The organism is uncultured Oceanisphaera sp., from assembly GCF_947495715.1.
Lineage (GTDB): Bacteria > Pseudomonadota > Gammaproteobacteria > Enterobacterales > Aeromonadaceae > Oceanimonas > Oceanimonas sediminis.
On record NZ_CANLZU010000008.1, the window covers coordinates 90,969 to 108,900 of the forward strand.

Sequence of the window (17,932 nt, forward strand, 5' to 3'; positions counted from 1 at the left end):
ACAGGCGAATGCCGGTCGCAGCGTTCGCCACTAACCTTTAAGAGAGAAAATTATGTCATTCGTATTTGAAGCTGAAGTTCGTTCAGACCTGGGGAAAGGTGCGAGCCGCCGCCTGCGTCATGAAGACAAAGTACCTGCCATCGTTTACGGTGCAGGCCAGGAGCCGGTAGCCATCGCTCTGGATCACAAAAAAGCCAACCTCGCCCAGGCCGAAGACGCTTTTTACAGCGAAGTGCTGACTCTGGTTATCGACGGTCAGGAAGTAAAAGTGAAGGTTCAGGACATTCAACGTCACCCCTTCAAGCCCAAGCTGACCCACCTGGATTTCGTTCGCGCTTAATTGCGAATGTCATTCTGAAAAAACCGCCGCAAGGCGGTTTTTTTGTGCCTGCAGTTTACAGCAGCAGCGTGTTATCGATGGCAATAAAGTCGCTGGCCGAGTCCATCAGCGCCTTGGCGGTCAGGCCGGGGGCACCATAGACTTCGACCCGTTTGCCGTAATGCCGGCGTAATTTATCGGCCAGAATGGCAAAATCCCCGTCGCCGGACACCAGCACCAGGGTATCGGCCATGGCCGCCGACTCCAGCATGTCGATGGTAATGCCCACGTCCCAGTCGCCCTTGGCCGAGCCGTCTGCCCGCTGAATAAAGGATTTGAGTTTCACCTCGAAGCCGATGGCCCGCAAAATATTCTGAAACTGACGCTGCTTCTCGTCACCCCGGTCGATGGCATAGGCATAGGCGGCCACCACCTCTCGGCCGTCGGCCACTTGAGCCCAGAAGGCGTTGTAGTCGAAATTGCCGCGCAGCGCCTGCCGGCAGGTGTAGTACACATTCTGTACATCTACAAAAATCGCAACGTTTTCTGGCATCGTGGGCTCGGGGTTGTTCCGCTCTGCTTCCATCAGGCGTCTAGGGTAGCAGTATTCCACCTTCGATGGCCCGCCTTTGCGTTCAATGGTAGTGAGCGAGGTGCTTTCTGGTTTATAATGCGACCACTTTTTACTTTTCTTTCAGGTTGTTATGAAGTTAATCGACATCGATAAAACCCGCTATCGTCGCCATTTAAATCGCGTGCTCATTGGCAGTGGCCTGGCGTTGGCGGCGGGCAGCCTGCTGATTTCGCAAACCCTGATCGCCTTGTTTCCCGACCCCAGCGGTAGCCATTTTCACTGGAATGCACTGGGGGTAGTGGTGACGGCGGCGGCCATCGGCCTGGGCCTGAGTAAATATCGTCATCATGATTATTTGACCGAAGTGCTGTATGTGTGGGAGCTGAAGCAGTCGTTGAACAAGATCACCCGCAAGATGCGCAAGCTGGAAGCCGCAGCGCAACAAGGTGACGCCGATGCGCTGCTGGCGCTGCAATACAGTTATGCCGGTTCGAGGCAGCTTTGGAAACTGGACGATAACGTCATCATCATGGATGAACTGAACACCAAACAGGCGCAGCTCGACACACTGGCAGCAAAGTTCAACGTCACGCTGCATGTTGATGATTACGAGGACAGTATTCTGAAGCGGTTTTAACGGTGCTCGCGTACAATGCCTCTTCTTTTATGAGCCATGACATGGGGATTGCACGCCAGTCCCTTTGATTTCAGCAGCGATCATCGCATAAACGGGGTTCGCCTCTGTCCTTTCAAGCAGTAGGGATGACAAGATGTCAGACAAGTTTTTCTTCAAGGGCCGCCAGGATGCGCGCCAAAGCCACATCAGCTATGGCTATAACACCAAGGCCAGCCACAAGCTCGGCAGCAAGAAGCATCCGCTGACGCTGGTGGTGACCAGCGAGGCTCGCAAGCTGGAAATCGAAGCTCAAGCCGCCGAGGCACGGTTGTTCGCCGAGGTAACGGTCGACAGCAATGAGGGCGCGGTGGAGTCCATCACCGAGCTGACCACGCTGCTCAACAAGGCAAGTACCGTCACGCAGGACAAGACGCCCGAGCGCAATGAGCCCTGTAGCTGCGGCAGCGGTAAAAAATACAAGAAGTGCTGCGGTTAAGAGATACTCGATCCGGCTGGCTATTTGCGCCATGAAGCAGCAAGAACGAGAGAGGCGGACGAGTTGTCCGCCTTTTTTATTGGTTTGCTGGCGGCAAGGTAATAATGAGTTCAGTAAAGAGAGTCATAAAGATGAAACAAGCCATTGTCGGTTATCACCGGGATGAAGAGCATGACTGGGTGGCAGAATTGCAATGCGGTCATTTTCAGCATGTGCGTCATCAACCGCCTTTTATCAATCGACCCTGGGTCACGACCGTCTCCGGCAGAGAAAGCATGCTGGGCCATTTGTTATCGTGCAAAAAATGCGACCGGGGAGAACCAAAAGACGTGTCGGTATGATCACAGTTCGCTATGTAGTCGTTTGGTTCGCGTACCGGAGCTGGGCACAGTACCGGCTACACTGACGGTACAGATGACTGCTGTTGTCATCGTGCGGGCATGAGAAGGAGAGTTCGGTGACCGACCACAACCACTGGCAGCTGATTCGGGCGGCAGACTATTGTTGCCCGGCGCCACCCACGGTAACGCGCTTGCAGCATGGCTGGCGGTGGACGCTCCGTATTCTCGGGTTGCGCGGCAAGGACAGGGTCGAAGTGGGGGATAATACCGCGCTGCCGGGCTATCGGGAGTTTGAGCGTGAGGGCGCGGTCAATGTCCTTCGAGAGTCGGTTGCCGACTGGCTGGAGGAGACCGATAACGGCGTCAGTTTTTTGCTGGATCCGCCGTTCAGCGGCACCGCCGCCATTGCCCGTGATTGTGCCTGGAAGCAGGGCTGGATGATACTGACACCACCGGATATCGACTTGATACGAGAAGTACAGGTTGATAAATGGTGGCAGCAGCAACAGCTGTACAGCGGCCCCTGGCTGATTGATAACCTGGCCCGTTACCTGCTGCGCAGCACCGAGGGGTTGCGTTTCATCCGGGCACTGCTGCCCAGGCTGTTGCAGGGAGAGTTTGGCAGGGGGCTGGTGGTGTGCGATAGCTGGGCATTTGCTTTTCTGCAGCGGGCCTGGCCGCTTGAACCGCCCCGGGTCTATTGCTTTGCTCCGGCCGGGCAGGCGCTGTTACGTCAGCTTGGCCTCAAGGGGTCGGATAGGCAACTTGGCCGCCTTGCTGCCCGGGCCCGGGGCAATGTGGGGGTGGCACTGGCGTTGTGGGCCTGTCATCTGGATCAGAACCGGCAGTTGCCTGAATTGCCGGTAGACGAGGAAGAAAGCGTCGCCTTCGTACTGTTTGCGTTGTTATTGCATCGGGGCCTGAATGGAGAAGCGCTGCAGCAGGTGTTGCCGATCATGGCACCGGATCAGCTGAATATACAGCTGTTCCGGCTGGCGAAGCTCGGTATTGTCGAACGTAATAAAGAATACTGGCGGCTCAGCGTGCATGGCTACCTGGCGGTACGCGATTTTCTGGGCAGTCGGGATTATCTGCTGGACGGTTTTTAACGGGGGCGGTGATGGAGACAGAGCAGGTTGTCGGCTTATTCAGGAATATCACCACCCGGACCCTGATTGAAGCCCTGGTGGTGATCGTCATCGCCATACTGCTGGTATGGTTTAGCCAGAAGCTGTTGCCCTGGCTGGCGAATCGATTGCACAGCAGCCGGCGGTTGCTGGTACTGGCGTTTATCCCCACCACTCGCATGCTGGTAATTGTGGCAGCGGTGATATGGATAGTGCCCTTGTTCATCGAGCCGACAGTACAGAATACGGTGGTGATATTAAGCGTGACCGGCCTGGCTGTCGGTTTTGCGCTCAAGGATTACGTCAGCAGCCTTATCGCCGGCATAGTGGCCGCTTATGAGCTGCCTTATCGCCCCGGCGACTGGATAGAAGTGGACGGCTGCTACGGCGAAGTCAGGCACGTGGGCATGCGGGCGGTGGAAATCGTCACCCCGGATGATACCGTAGTGTTTATTCCTCACCAGAAGCTGTGGACCGGGTTGATTCATAACGCCAACAACGGTGGCGCCAGCCTGATGTGCGTGGTGAACTTTTATCTGGAGCCGGATCACGATGCCCATGAAGTGCGTCGGGTGCTGCAGGACGTAGCCCTGACCAGCCCCTATCTCAAGTTGCAGCAGCCGGTGCTGGTCGTGCTGGAAGAGCAACCCTGGGGCACTCATTATCGCATCAAGGCCTATCCGATGGATCCGCGCCAACAGTTTCAGTTCATGTCCGATTTAACCGCCCGTGGCAAGACAAGCCTGCGCAGCATGCCGGTGCGCTTTGCCCGCATTCCTCCGGAGCAGGCGATGGAGCCGGGCGCCTGATCCGGCTCGTACCCGACAGCCCCAGTATCTCCAGTATCGTCACCTTTATTCGGTTTTGGCCTCGGGATAAATCCCGGGCCTGGCTGTGGACGACTCGAAAATCTCACACCAGGGGTGCCTCAAACTATCCGGAGATATTTCAGTCGAAAGGCGGGATCCCAATCGGGGACTTTGGCATTATCATGAGCCGGTGCGGGATAATAACAAGGAATTCAAATGCAGAACAACGAGGCGCTCACGCCGGGGCTGATGGTGGTGCACGGTAACCACCTGGAGGAGCTGCGGGAGCTGGCGGTGGCCTGGATGCGGGGCAACCCGCTGGCCCCGTTGGAAAACGAGGTAATACTGGTGCAGAGCAACGGTATCGCCCAGTGGCTGAAGCTGGCGCTGGCCGAGCACCGCAGTGGCGGCATTGCGGCGGCCATGCAGGTGGACCTGCCGGCCCGTTTTTTGTGGCAAAGCTATCGTTCGGTGCTGGGCAGCCACACCATTCCCCGGCTATCGCCACTCGACAAGGCGCCGCTGACCTGGCGGCTGATGCGATTGCTGCCGAGCCTGCTGGCCGATGCGGTATTCGCGCCGCTCGGTCGTTTTCTGCAGGACGATGCCGATTATCGCAAACGCTATCAACTGGCCGAGCGACTGGCGGACTTGTTCGACCAATATCAGGTGTATCGGGCCGACTGGCTGGCAGGCTGGGCCGAAGGGCGGGATGAGCTCATCAGTTTGCGCCGGGGGCCGGTGCCGCTGGATGACGCCGTGCGCTGGCAACCGGCCCTGTGGCGAGCCCTGCTCGCCGACGTGGGCGAGCAGGAACTGGCCGGCAGCCGGGCCGGGGTGCACCCACGTTTTGTCGAGCACCTGCGCCAATGCGAACATCGCCCGGCCGGGCTGCCGCGCCGGGTAGTGGTGTTCGGTATTTCCTCGCTGCCGGCCCAGACCCTGGAGGCGCTGTCGGCTATGGCCCGTTTCAGCCAGGTGCTGCTGTGCGTACACAACCCCTGCCAGTACCACTGGGGCGACATAGTGCCGGATCAGGACTTGCTCAGGCATCAATACCGCCGTCATGCCCGCAAGGCTGGTCAGTCTCCGGGGCTGAACGAGGTGGAGCTGCACCAGCACGCCCATCCCCTGCTGGCCGCCTGGGGCAAGCAGGGGCGGGACTACATCAACCTGCTCGACAGCGTCGACGATCCCGAACACTACAAAGCCCGGTTCGATGCCATCGGCAGCCGCATCGATCTGTTCGGCGCCGGCAACACCGAGCATCTGCTGGGCCAGTTGCAGGACGACATTCTCAATCTGCGGCCGCCGGCAGAAAGCCGGGCGCACTGGCCGGCGCTGACCGACCGGCAGTTGAGCGTGCGCTTTCATGTGGCGCACAGCGCCCAGCGGGAAGTGGAGATACTACACGACCAGCTGCTGGCGCGCTTTTCGCAGGACGACACCCTGCGCCCGCGCGACATCATTGTCATGGTGCCCGACATCAGCGTGTATGCGCCGCATATTCAGGCGGTGTTCGGCCAGTATGCGCGCGACGATGACCGTTTTATTCCCTTTACCCTGGCGGATCAGGGCAGCCGGGGCAGTGAGCCGCTGCTGATCGCCCTCGAACATTTGCTGCATCTGCCCGACAGCCGGCTGCCGGTAAGCGAGGTGCTGGATCTGCTGGATGTGGCTGCCCTGCGGGAGCGCTTTGGCATTCGCGAGGCCGATCTGCCGGTGCTGCGCCGCTGGATTGAAGGCGCCGGCATTCGCTGGGGGCTGGACGCGCGGCGTCGGGCCGGGCTGGGCCTGCCCGCGCAACTGGAGCAAAACACCTGGCGTTTTGGCCTGCGGCGCATGCTGCTCGGTTATGCGGTGGGTGCCGGAGAAGCCTGCCAGGGCATTGAGCCCTATGATGAAATCGGCGGCCTGGACGCGGCCATGATTGGCCCGCTGGTGAGCCTGCTGGACGCCATCGATCAACTGCATACCACCCTGGCCGAACGGGTCGGTGCCACCGAGTGGACGGTACGGCTGCAGGCCTTGCTGGCGCGGTTTTTTCTGCCCGACAGCGAGCAGGAGCAAACCCTGCTGTCCGGACTGACCGAGGCACTGGAGCAGTGGCAGGCGCTGTGCGTCGGGGTGAACCTCGACGAGCCGCTGCCGCTCACCGTGGTGCGCGAAGCCTGGCTGGGGGCGGTGGATCAGGGGCGGCTCAGTCAGCGCTTTCTGGCCGGTGCGGTGAACTTCTGTACCCTGATGCCGATGCGGGCCATTCCGTTTCGACAGGTGTGTCTGCTCGGCATGAGCGACGGCGATTATCCGCGCAGCGTCACCCCGCTCGACTTCGATTTGATGGCCGGCGATTACCGGCCCGGCGATCGTTCCCGACGGGAAGACGACCGTTATCTGATGCTGGAGGCGCTGCTGTCGGCCCGGGATCAGTTTTACATCAGCTGGGTGGGGCGCAGCATTCGCGACAACAGCGAGCGCCCGCCCTCGGTGCTGGTGGGCCAGTTGCGAGATCACCTGAGTGGCTGGCAACGGGCCGATGGCGGCGAGCTGCTGGAGGGGATCACCACCGAGCATCCGTTGCAGCCGTTCAGTCGGCGTTACTTTACGCCAATCAAGGGGCCCGAAGTGAACGTGTTGTTCAGCTATGCCCGGGAGTGGGCCGGTCGTTACGGCGGCGGCATGCAGGCAGCGGAAACCCCGCTGCCGCCGTGGCAGCCGGAAGAGCCGGTCACCCTGGAGCAGTTGCAGCAGTTTTTGCGCCAGCCCGTGGCCACCTTTTTCAATCGCCGGCTCAAGGTGATGCTGGACGATGAGACCACGGCCGAACTGGACGAAGAGCCCTTCGCCCTGAACGGGCTGGAGCGCTATGTGCTCAAGCAGCGTCTGCTGGCCGAAGCGGCCGATGCCGAACAGCCGGATGCGGCGCTGGCTCAGTCGGCGCGGCGCGCCCAGGGCCAGGGCGTGTTGCCGCTGGTCGGTTTTGGCGAACGCCTGCGCATGCAGATACAGGCCCAGTTGCCGGATCAACTGGCCCGCTATCAGACCCTGTGCCAGATCTTGCCCGAGCGGCTGGAGTCGCCCTTGCCGTTGCAGGCCGCCCATCAGGGGCTGGAGCTGGAAGGCTGGCTGGGGGGCATTCGCCGAAGCCGGCAACGACTGGCGCTGATCGAGCTGCAGCCCGGCGAGCTGATGAACAAAAAAGCGCCCAAATGGCACCGGGTGTTGCGGGCCTTTGTCAGTCAGGTCGTCGCCTGTGCCTCGGGCATTGAGCTGACGCTGTATCTGGTGGGCGAAGACGCCACCCTGCACGGCAAGCCGCTGCCCGCCGTTGAGGCGACGGCGATACTGGCCGGCTGGCTGGACGCGCTGCAGGCCGGCATGACGGCCCCGTTGCCGGTGGCCCTTAAAACCGCCATGGCCTGGCTGGAGCAGGAAGACGAGCAAAAAGCCCTGGCCGCCAGCCGACGCAGCTACGATGGCGATGACTTCAATTACGCCGGTGAACGCAGCGAAAGCGGCGCCCTGGCGCGTCAGTTTCCGGAGTTTGACGCCCTGCTGGCCGACGACAGCTTTTTTGACTGGTGCAAACAACTCTATGCCCCACTGAAAGATCTGGGCCCGCAACGGCTCGCACAGGAGGATCACCCATGAGCCCATCGGCGCGCCCGCTGGCGCTGGCCTTTCCGCTGCACGGCAGCCGCCTGATTGAAGCCAGTGCCGGTACCGGTAAAACCTTTACCATTTCGGCCCTTTATCTGCGGCTGGTGATCGGCCACGGCGACGAGCTGGGCTTTGTGCGTGAGCTGCTGCCGCCCGAGATCCTGGTGGTGACCTTTACCGATGCGGCCACCCGTGAGCTGCGCGACCGCATTCGTGTTCGGCTGGTGCAGGCGGCGGCGGTGTTTCGCGGTGAGGCACAGGGCGATTCACTGCTTGACGCGCTCAAGGCCGATTTTGCCTCCGAGCAATGGCCGGCCTGTGCCCACCGGCTCGATATTGCCGCCCAGTGGATGGACGAAGCGGCGGTATCCACCATTCATGGCTGGTGCCAGCGCATGTTGCGCGAGCACGCCTTCGACAGCGGCAGCCTGTTTACCCAGACCCTGGAAACCGATCACGGCGAGCTGCTGGCCGAGGTGGCGCGCGATTACTGGCGTCGCCAGTGTTATCCGCTGAGCGAGGCGCCGCTCGACTGGGTGATTGATCAGTGGCAAACCCCGGGCGTGCTGCTCAAGAAGCTGCGCCCGTTATTGGGCGAGCAGGGCGAGGCCGGCGGAGAGCTTGCCGACTTGCTCCAGCAGGCGCTGAGCGAGCGGGAGCAGGCGTTGGCGAAGCTCAAGGCGCCCTGGTCGCGCTGGGCCGACGAGCTGGAGCTGCTGCTCGACAAGGCGGTGGCCGACAAGGTAGTGGACGGGCGCAAGTTGCAGGCGCGTTTCTACCAAGCGTGGCTGGCGAAGCTCAGGGCCTGGGCGGGGTCGCTGGACGCCGAGCTGGAGCTGGGCACCGGCTTTGTTCGGCTCACGCCCGCGGGCATGGCCGAGGCCTGGAAAAAAGGCGAGCCACCGGTGCATGTGGCGCTGGAGGCCATGGCGGAGCTGGAACAACAGCTGGCGGCCTTGCCCGATCCGGCCGAGCCGGCGCTGCGCCATGCTGCCGCCTGGGTACGGTGCCGGTTTGAGGCGGAAAAACGCCGCCGGGCCGAAATGGGCTTTGACGACATGCTTACCCGGCTGGACGAGGCGCTGCAGGGAGAAAACGGTGCCCATCTGGCCGAGGTGATTCGGCGTCAGTTTCCGGTGGCGATGATCGATGAATTTCAGGATACCGATCCGCTGCAATATGGCATCTTCGACGCCATCTACCGGGTGGCGGACAATCACCCCGACAGCGGCCTGTTCATGATTGGTGATCCCAAGCAGGCGATTTACGCCTTTCGCGGTGCCGATATTCACACCTATCTGGCGGCGAGGGAGGCCACCGACGGCCGGCACTACACCCTGGACACCAATTTTCGTTCTTCCACCGCCATGGTGGCGGCGGTCAACCGGGTGTTCGAGCGGGCCGAGCAGTACCCCGAGGGCGCCTTTCTGTTTCGTCACGACCAGCACAACCCGCTGCCTTTTGTGTCGGTGGCCGCCAGGGGGCGGGAGGAGCAATGGCAATGCGACGGCGAGACACAGCCGGCCTTGACCCTGTGGCAGCTGGACAACGAAAAAGGCCTGCCGCTTGCCGCCACACCTTATGTGCAGCAAATGGCATCGAGCTGTGCCGGCCATATCACTCACCTGCTCAATCAGGGCAGGCAGGGCAAGGCCGGCTTTGCCAAAGACGGCGAGCTGACCCCGGTGCGGCCCAGTGATATAGCGGTACTGGTGCGCAGCTTCAAGGAGGCGCAGGCCATTCGCCACGCGCTGGCGGCAAAAGGGGTACGCAGCGTCTATCTGTCCGACAAGGACTCCATTTTTGCCAGCGCCGAGGCGAATGATGTGTTGCTGTGGCTGCGCGCCTGCGCCGAGCCGGAGCAGGACGCAAAACTCAGGGCGGCGCTGGCCACCGCCACCCTGGGCCAGACCCTGGCCGAGCTGGAGCGGCTCAATCAGGATGAACGTCACTGGGAGCGGCGGGTGATGCAGTTTCGGGAATACCGGCGCTGCTGGCAACGCCAGGGAATCTTGCCCATGGTGCACCGACTGCTGCACGACTTCAGGCTGCCGGCGCGGCTGGCCGACCGCGCCGACGGCGAGCGCTGCCTGACCAATATTCTGCATCTGGCCGAGTTGATGCAGCAGGCCGCCGCCGGGCTGGATGGCGAGCAGGCGTTGATCCGCCATCTGGCCGAGTGCCTGGAGGGGCAGGCCGAGGCCGCCGACGAGCAGGTGCTGCGCCTGGAAAGTGACGCCGCCCTGGTGCGGGTGGTCACCATTCACAAGTCGAAGGGGCTGGAGTATCCGCTGGTGTTTCTGCCGTTCATTTGCTCGTTTCGCGGCGTCGGCAAGGGGGCGGTGCGGGTGCAGGATGCGCAGGGGCGCCGGCTGGTGCTGAATCCGTCTGAAGACGAGCTGGAACGGGCCGAGCGCGAGCGGCTGGGGGAAGACTTGCGTCTGCTGTATGTGGCATTGACCCGGGCGCGCCATGCCTGCTGGCTGGGGCTGTCCGACATCAAGGTCGGCAATGCCAAAGCCTCGCGGCTGCACGACGCGGCCATGGGCTATGTGCTGGGTGGCGGCGCCGAGCTGGCCGGCAGTCTGGCCGACTGGCTCACGCCATTGGTGGCGCCGGACACCGCCCTGTGTTCGGCCCCCGAGCCGGATGAACAGCAGTGGAGTCCGACCGATGAGACCCTGACCGAGCCGGTGTGGGCCACGCCCACCCGAACGGCTGCCGAGCATTGGTGGATTGCCTCCTACAGTGCGCTGCGCACCCAGGAAACGGCGGGCCGGCGTTTTGACGACGCCTCGCCCGAACGACCCGAGGCGGGCAAGGCCGGTGACGACGAGCTGGAGCTGCCCTTTGTGCCGTTGCGCCCGGGCGATACGCCGAGTCTGCACCGCTTTGAACGCGGGCCGGCGGCGGGCACTTTTTTGCACGGCCTGCTGGAGCTGGCGCTGGACCAGGAGGTGGCCGGCGACCCCGGCGAGCTGAAAAACCAGCTGGCCCGACGTTGCCAGCTGCGGGGCATGACCGAATGGACAGAGCCGCTCACCGACTGGCTGCAGGGGCTGCTGGCCACGCCCTTGTTTGAGCAGGGGCCTGCACTGGGCGAGCTTGGCCAATATCAGACCGAGATGGAGTTCTGGCTGGAGGCCTGCCGGGTGGATGTGGAGCAGCTGGATGCGCAGGTGCAGCACCAGGTACTACCGGGTCAGCCCAGAAATGCGCTGGCGCCCGATACCCTGAACGGCATGCTCAAGGGCTTTATCGATTTGGTGTTCGAGCATGAGGGGCGTTATTACGTGGTGGATTACAAGTCGAACTGGCTGGGTCAGGAAGACGCCGACTACACCCTGGCGGCGATGCAGGGCCAGGTGCTCAAGCACCGGTACGATCTGCAATATGTGCTCTACCTGCTGGCGCTGCATCGCCAGCTGATGCTGCGCCTGCCCGACTACGACTACGACACCCACCTGGGCGGCGCGCTTTATCTGTTTGTGCGCCGTCCCGGTGCGGCCTGGTTCGACAAGCCGCCCAGAGCATTGATTGAAAGCCTGGATGCCATGTTTAGAAACGAACAGTTTCGAAACGAACCGCCCAGCCCCGAACAACACGAGGAGTTCTACCCATGACGGCCACGATCATCACGGCACCGCTTACCAGTCAGAGCCGCCTGCTTGAATTGCTGGATCAATGGGTCGCTCTGGGCTGGTTACGTCCGCTCGACCGGGCGCTGGCCGGCTTTTTTGTGGATCTGGACGCCAGCGCCGACGCATCGGTGCTGCTGGCGGCGGCGCTGGCGAGCCACCAGCTGGGCCATGGTCATGTGTGTCTGGATCTGGCGGCCACGCTCGCCGAGCCGGACTTTGCCCTGTCGCTGCCGCCGGAAGGGGAAGAAAGCCTGTCCGACATGCTGCTGCCGTCGCGCATGCTGGCCGGACTGGCGCTGGCCGACTGGGTACAGGCGCTGGCACTAAGTCCGCTGGTGGCGGGCGCGCACGGCGAGTCCGATCGCCCGCTGGTGCTGCACGCCGAGCGACTGTATCTGCGGCGCTACTGGAACTATGAGCAAAGCGTGGCGCGGGCCTTGGCGGTGCGCATCAGGGACGACAGAGTTGTGCCCGACAGTCTGCCCGACTGGCTGAACCGGCTGTTTCCCGAGCCGTTGGTGCTGGACGGCGAACGCCAGACCGACTGGCAGAAGCTGGCCTGTGCGCTGGCGGCCGGCAGCGGCTTTACCCTGATCACCGGCGGTCCCGGCACCGGTAAAACCACCACCGTAGTGCGGCTGCTGGCTCTGCTGCAGGGCACCGCCGACAAGCCGCTGCGCATTCGGCTGGCCGCGCCCACCGGCAAGGCGGCGGCGCGGCTTACCGAGTCCATCGGCGCTCAGGTAGCCTCGCTGCCGGTCGACAATGCGGTGCGTGAGCGAATTCCCACCGAGGTAAGCACTCTGCACCGGCTGCTGGGCAGCCTGCCCAACAGCCGGCACTTTCGCCACCATGCCGGCAACCCGCTGGCACTGGACGTGCTGGTGGTGGACGAGGCCTCGATGATCGATCTCGAAATGATGGCCTGCCTGTTGTCGGCGCTGCCACCCCATGCCCGGTTGCTGTTGCTGGGCGACAAGGATCAGCTGGCCTCGGTAGAGGCGGGGGCCTTGCTGGGGGATCTGTGCCGGGATGCGGATCAGGGCCATTATCAGCCAGAGCGGGTGGCCTGGCTGGAGCGGGTCAGTGGCGAACGGCTCGAACATCCGGCCCTGCAGGCAGGCGAGGCGGGCCGTTATCCGTTGGCGCAGCGTATTCTGATGCTGCGTTATTCCCGTCGTTTTGCCGGTGGCTCCGGCATCGGCCGCCTGGCGGAGGCGGTCAACCGGCAGCAAGCCGGTCTGTCGCGCCAGCAGTTTGGCCGGGACGATGTGGCGACCTTGCGCCTCAAGGGCGAGCAGGATGCGGCGCTGAACCGGCTGTTGCACGGCGGTCGCGGGCAGGCGGTGGGATACGGTCATTATCTCGAGCGGCTTAACACCGGCCGGCCGGCGGCCGACACCGCCCATGACGACCCGGCCTGGACGAATTGGGCGGGGCAGGTGCTGGCCGCCTTTGACGAATTTCGCCTGCTTTGCACCGTGCGCAAGGGCCCCTGGGGCGTGGCAGGACTCAACCAGCGCATTGCCGCTTTGCTGCATCGACGGGGCTTGCTGGAAGCGGAAGAAGGCTGGTATGAAGGTCGGCCCGTGCTGGTGACCCGCAACGATTATGGTCTGGGGCTGATGAACGGCGATATCGGCATTGCCCTGCGCCTGCCGGAAGAAGATGGCCGCCGGGTACTGCGGGTGGTGTTTGCCCGCAACGATGGCGGTGGTGGGCTGCGCTTGGTGCTGCCCAGCCGCTTGTCGGAGGTGGAGACGGTGTTCGCCATGACAGTGCACAAGTCCCAAGGCTCGGAATTTGCACACACCGCGCTGATCCTGCCGGACGCGCTGAACCCGGTGCTGACCAAGGAGCTGCTGTATACCGCCATTACCCGGGCCCGGCGCTGGTTTACCCTGCTGGAGCCGCGCGCCGGTGTATTCGAGCAGGCCATCGGTCGCCGGGTAGAGCGGCGCAGCGGCCTGCTGGCCGGATTGCAGGAGGAGCACTAATCGTCATTTGGCGCCTGGATAATTATACCAATCTAAGTAAAAATGTGATCTGTTTCAAAGCTGGGCACGAGAGGAAACAGAATCACCTCCCGCGACACGCCATAAACCCATCCATGGGGGCTCGGAAATACCGTCCCTGGCATTTCACGGTCGTGGGAGCCGATCTCTGTTACCTCTCCGTAACTACCGCGTTGTCTGCAGGGCGCCCCCACAGGCGGCGCCGCAGCACAGGGGTGGATGAAGGGTTCTACTCCAGCGACCATCACATGACAGGACGTCATGTGCTGAGCGTCGCAGGGATGCGGTTCAGCGTGTCGGTGGAGTAGCCCCTTCGTTCGACCTTTTCGGGACAGCTAAACAGATCAGTTAGTTTTCCAGATTGGTATTAGCCGTCTGTCAGACTTGAGATCCCAGGTGGGGCTGCAATAGCCGGTGCAGGTTGATGTTGGCCTTGAGCCGGGACGCGAGCAAATAGAGGCCGCCAATCTTGCGATGCAGAAACAGCGCGTCTGCCGGTGGCGTGTGCCAGTAGTCCTGCTCCATGCTGAGCCGGGTACCGGCGTCGCGCAGGCGACCCGCCAGATCGCTGTTGCCAAAGTCGTAGTGTGCATCGTTGCGCACCGGCTCGCAGGCCAGTTGCACCATGTTTACCACCGCCTGGCGCTGGGCAGGAATAATATCCCGGCTGAAAAAGCCGATTTGGCTCAGCGCCTGCTCGATACCGGCGGTGTCCTGCTGCAGGGCGGCGGTAAACAGCCGGCGGTAGCCGTCGCTGATCGTGGCGGGGTAGGCGCGGGTGGCGCCGAAGTCGAGCAGCACCAGGCGGCCGCTCTGCGGCTGATACAGATAATTGGCAAAGTTGGGATCGGTCTGCACCAGACGAAATTCAAACAGCTCCCGAAACAGCAGTGCGAACAGCAGGCCGACGGCGCGGTCGCGCACTTCCTGGGGATGATCTTCCAGTTGTTCGATGGGGCAACCTTCCATGTAGCTCATGGTCAGCAGGCGCGGAGTGCTGAGCCGGGCATCGACCTGCGGCAAGGCAAAGTCGTTATCGTCGGCCAGCAGGTTGGCAAAGGTGCCGAGCTGGCGGGCTTCCAGTTCATAGTCGGCTTCGGCGTGCAGCTGGCGCTTGGCTTCGAACAGCAGTTCGCGATAATCCACCGAGGCCGGGATCAGCCCGCTGATATTGAGCAGGGTCACCACGTTGTCTACATCGCTGTCGATGCTGGCACCGATGCCCGGATACTGTATTTTTACCGCCAGCGGGCGGCCATCGTCGGCGTGGGCTCTATGTACCTGGCCAATGGAGGCTGCGGCCATAGAGTTAAAGCCGAATTGCGCGAAATGTTGCTGCCAGTCCGGTCCCAGCTCCTGCTCCAGCACCTTGACCAGCTGGCGTGGCGGCATGGGGCTGGCATCGGCGCGCAGGCGGGCCAGAATGGCGGCGAGCTCCGGCGGCAGTAAATCGCCGGCATCCATCGACAGTAACTGACCGACCTTCATCGCCGCTCCGCGCAGTTGCGCCAGCTGCCCGGTAATGCGCCGGGCATTGTCCGGCGTCAACAGCAAGTCTTTCGCCTTGGGGCGGTTACCCTGAGCCAGTTGGCGCGCGCCTTCGGTCAGCATGCCCCCGGCCACTCGGGTGGCCAGCGAAGCCAGACTGGCCATGCGCGAAAAACGGTGCCGCCTTACCGCTGATCCTTTCTTGTTGTCGGTGGTCATCGGCCTTCCTTTGTGGTGGTTTGGCTATCAGACCCTGACAACACCCTTCTTCATTCACGACAAGACGTTATTGGTAGCGGATTCGCGCGCCACGGCCAGATAGCGTTCGGTGATCTGCTCGGCCGGCATCGGCCGGCCGGTCAGGTAGCCCTGGATCAGATTGACGTGATACCGGCGCAATGTGTTCAGCTGCTCCTCGGTTTCCACGCCCTCGGCCACCACCGTCAGTTTCAGCCCCTGGGCCATGCCGGTAATGGCGGCCAGTATGGTCTCGCTGCCCTGGTTTTCACCCAGTTGCTGAATAAAGGATCTGTCGACTTTGAGGGTGGTAATCGGCAGCTGGTGCAAATAGCTCAGCGAGGAATAGCCGGTGCCGAAGTCGTCCATCGCCACCCGGCATCCCAGCTGGCGCAGTTGCTGTAATACCCGTACCGCCTGTTGCTGCTTGTCGAGCAGCATGCTTTCGGTCAGCTCGAAGTTGATCAGCCCCGCTGGCAGCTGATATTCATCATAGAGGGCCCGAATCTGTTCAATCAGATCCTGTTGCCAGAACTGCTGGGCCGACAGATTGACGGCCACCGGCACCGGCGTTAACCCCGCATCCAGCCAGGTACGCAACCGGGCGGCAACCTGTTGCATCAGATAACGGCTCAGGGGCAGTATCAGCCCGGAGCGCTCGGCCAGGGGAATAAAGTCACCGGGAGAGACCTGACCAAACTCCGGGTGATACCAGCGGGCCAGCGCTTCCAGGCTGCAAAGCCGTTGGCTGTCCCGGTCGACCAGGGGCTGATAATGCAGGCTCAGTCCTTCGCCGTTGTCGATGGCATTACGCAGCGCCGTTTCCATCGCCAGCCAGCGGTGTTCGCGTATGTCCATGTGGGTGCTGTACAGTCGAAAGGTGTTGCGTCCTTCCTGTTTGGCGCGGTACATGGCGGCGTCGGCATGGTGCAACAGCTGCTCGGCATCGGCGGCATCGTCCGGGTAGAGGCTGACGCCCAGGCTGCAGCCGATGCGAAAGGTCTGATCCTTGAGCCGAAACGGCTCGGCAATGGCGTCGAGCAGACGGCGGGCGATGCGAATCACTTCATCCGGTTCGCTCAAGTCCGGCAGCAGGACAATAAACTCATCCCCGCCCAGGCGGGCCAGGGTATCGTCTTCCCGCAGCCGGGCGTTCATGCGGCGCGAGACATCGAGCAGCAGCTCGTCGCCGGCCGCATGCCCCAGGCTGTCGTTGACCCGCTTGAAGTGATCGAGGTCGATAAACACGACCGCCAGTCGTTGTTGGTGACGATGGGCGTGACGAATGGCCAGATCCAGCCGGTCTTCGAGCAGGCGGCGGTTGGGCAGCTTGGTCAGGGCATCGTAATAGGCCAGCTTGCGGATCTGATCCTCGTTTTCCCGAATATGGGTGATGTCGCTGAACAGGGCCGCGTAATTACTGGTGTTGCCGTCCGAGTCATGAATGGCGGTGATGGTCAGCAGTTCGAGATAAAGCTGGCCACTCTTGCGCCGGTTCCAGATCTCGCCGCGCCAGTAGCCTTTTTGTTGCAGTGTTTTCCACATGCTGTCGTAGAAGCTCGCATCGTGTCGGCCGGAAGACAGGATGGCGGGCGTCTTGCCCAGCACTTCTTCCAGCGAGTAACCGGTGGTATGGGTAAAGGCCGGATTGACGAATTCGATGTGTCCGCGGGCATCGGTGATCACCACGCCTTCCAGCGATGCCTCTATGACCCGTTCGGCCAGTTGCAGGTTGAGGCGGGAACGGCTCAGAGCCTGATCACGCTGGCTCAGGGCCTGCTTCAACTCCAGCCGGTAATCCTGCTCGGCGCCCTCCAGAATATGACGAAAGCCGAGCAGACCGGTTATTTGCCGGTTGTGCTTGTCCTGCACCGCCAGGTGGCGCAACTGGTGGTCGAGCAGCATGTCTCTGGCCCGCAGCAGCGAGTCTTCGGGGGCTATGGTCAACAGCGGGCGGCTGGCCAGTTTGCTCAGTGGCGTATCGCCCGGGTGGCGAGCGGCAAAACGCACCATGTCACGCTCGGTAATAATACCGAACTCCCCGCCGCCACAGTCGACCACGGCGGCATCCTGCCGTTGTGCCAGCATCAGGGGGGCGGTCTGGCCGAGGGCCATGGTGCCCGGCAGCACCAGCGGCTGGCTGTCCATCGCCTCGTGTACCTCGCGCAGGCTGAGGTATAGCTCCAGCCCCTGTTTCAGCGCGATGTCGGTCTGGGACACTATGCCCCTTGGCTGGTCGTTATCGTCCACCACCAGAAAATGCCGCCGTTGCTCTTCGTGAAAACGCCGGGCGACCTCCGAGACGGGAGTGTTCAGATGCAGGCTGCTGACCGGGCTGCTCATGACGTCCCCGATGGGCGTGCGCAGCGAGTCCGGGTCGTTGAAGTCGAGTCGCAGGCTGTCGTGTTCGGTCCAGATCCCCACGGCCGCGCCGTGGTCCATGATCAGCACGGAACTGCATCGGCGGTGGGCCATGCGTTCAGCGGCTTCATGTACGGGCGTATCGGGGCTGCAGCTGAGCAGGCCACTGTGCATCAGGCGTTCGACGGGCAGATCTGGGGTACTGGAATCGAGGTGTATCACGCTAACTCGGACTGAACAGGTTTGCG

Annotated in this window: 12 protein-coding genes; 9 read left to right on the forward strand and 3 right to left on the reverse strand. The window is 62.4% G+C overall.

Annotated features, from left to right (window positions below; genetic code table 11):
- Positions 1–52 precede the first annotated feature (52 nt).
- Complete coding sequence (gene rplY / locus Q0753_RS06705) at positions 53–340, forward strand: 50S ribosomal protein L25 (RefSeq protein ID WP_298718770.1); 288 nt, start codon at positions 53–55, stop codon at positions 338–340.
- Between the two features lie 55 nt (positions 341–395).
- Here rplY and Q0753_RS06710 read toward each other — a convergent pair whose 3' ends face one another.
- Positions 396–872: an NYN domain-containing protein gene (locus Q0753_RS06710; protein ID WP_298718773.1), complete on the reverse strand. Its 477-nt coding sequence runs from the start codon at positions 870–872 to the stop codon at positions 396–398.
- Between the two features lie 151 nt (positions 873–1,023).
- On the opposite strand from Q0753_RS06710, the gene Q0753_RS06715 reads away from it, so the two are divergent.
- The 8 genes from Q0753_RS06715 to recD all read left to right on the forward strand — a co-directional run bounded on the left by Q0753_RS06715 (position 1,024) and on the right by recD (position 13,580).
- A complete protein-coding gene (locus Q0753_RS06715) occupies positions 1,024–1,530 on the forward strand; it encodes a DUF3087 domain-containing protein (RefSeq protein WP_298718775.1) in 507 nt (168 codons plus the stop codon).
- Positions 1,531–1,663: 133 nt separating this feature from the next.
- A complete protein-coding gene (locus Q0753_RS06720; protein ID WP_298718777.1) occupies positions 1,664–2,005 on the forward strand; it encodes a PBPRA1643 family SWIM/SEC-C metal-binding motif protein in 342 nt (113 codons plus the stop codon).
- A gap of 131 nt (positions 2,006–2,136) precedes the next feature.
- Positions 2,137–2,346, forward strand: a complete 210-nt coding sequence (locus Q0753_RS06725; protein ID WP_298718779.1) for a DUF3565 domain-containing protein — start codon at positions 2,137–2,139, stop codon at positions 2,344–2,346.
- A gap of 116 nt (positions 2,347–2,462) precedes the next feature.
- Positions 2,463–3,455, forward strand: a complete 993-nt coding sequence (locus tag Q0753_RS06730; RefSeq protein ID WP_298718781.1) for a hypothetical protein — start codon at positions 2,463–2,465, stop codon at positions 3,453–3,455.
- An 11-nt stretch (positions 3,456–3,466) separates the two neighbouring features.
- Positions 3,467–4,282, forward strand: a complete 816-nt coding sequence (locus Q0753_RS06735; protein WP_298718783.1) for a mechanosensitive ion channel domain-containing protein — start codon at positions 3,467–3,469, stop codon at positions 4,280–4,282.
- A gap of 216 nt (positions 4,283–4,498) precedes the next feature.
- A complete protein-coding gene (gene recC, locus Q0753_RS06740) occupies positions 4,499–7,933 on the forward strand; it encodes an exodeoxyribonuclease V subunit gamma (RefSeq protein ID WP_298718785.1) in 3,435 nt (1,144 codons plus the stop codon).
- Positions 7,930–11,565: an exodeoxyribonuclease V subunit beta gene (gene recB / locus Q0753_RS06745; RefSeq protein ID WP_298718787.1), complete on the forward strand. Its 3,636-nt coding sequence runs from the start codon at positions 7,930–7,932 to the stop codon at positions 11,563–11,565. Before recC ends, recB begins: the two co-directional genes overlap by 4 nt.
- The gene (recD, locus tag Q0753_RS06750; RefSeq protein ID WP_298718790.1) at positions 11,562–13,580 is read left to right on the forward strand and encodes an exodeoxyribonuclease V subunit alpha; all 2,019 of its coding nucleotides are present in this window, start codon (positions 11,562–11,564) and stop codon (positions 13,578–13,580) included. The genes recB and recD overlap by 4 nt, the downstream gene beginning before the upstream one ends.
- A gap of 396 nt (positions 13,581–13,976) precedes the next feature.
- Here the strand turns inward: recD and Q0753_RS06755 are convergent, their stop codons facing one another.
- Both Q0753_RS06755 and Q0753_RS06760 read right to left on the reverse strand, forming a co-directional pair.
- Entirely contained in the window at positions 13,977–15,305 is a 1,329-nt protein-coding gene (locus tag Q0753_RS06755) for an AarF/ABC1/UbiB kinase family protein (protein ID WP_298718792.1), read from the reverse strand.
- A gap of 54 nt (positions 15,306–15,359) precedes the next feature.
- Positions 15,360–17,906, reverse strand: coding sequence for an EAL domain-containing protein (locus tag Q0753_RS06760; RefSeq protein ID WP_298718794.1), 2,547 nt, complete (start codon positions 17,904–17,906; stop codon positions 15,360–15,362).
- Between the last annotated feature and the right edge of the window lie 26 nt (positions 17,907–17,932).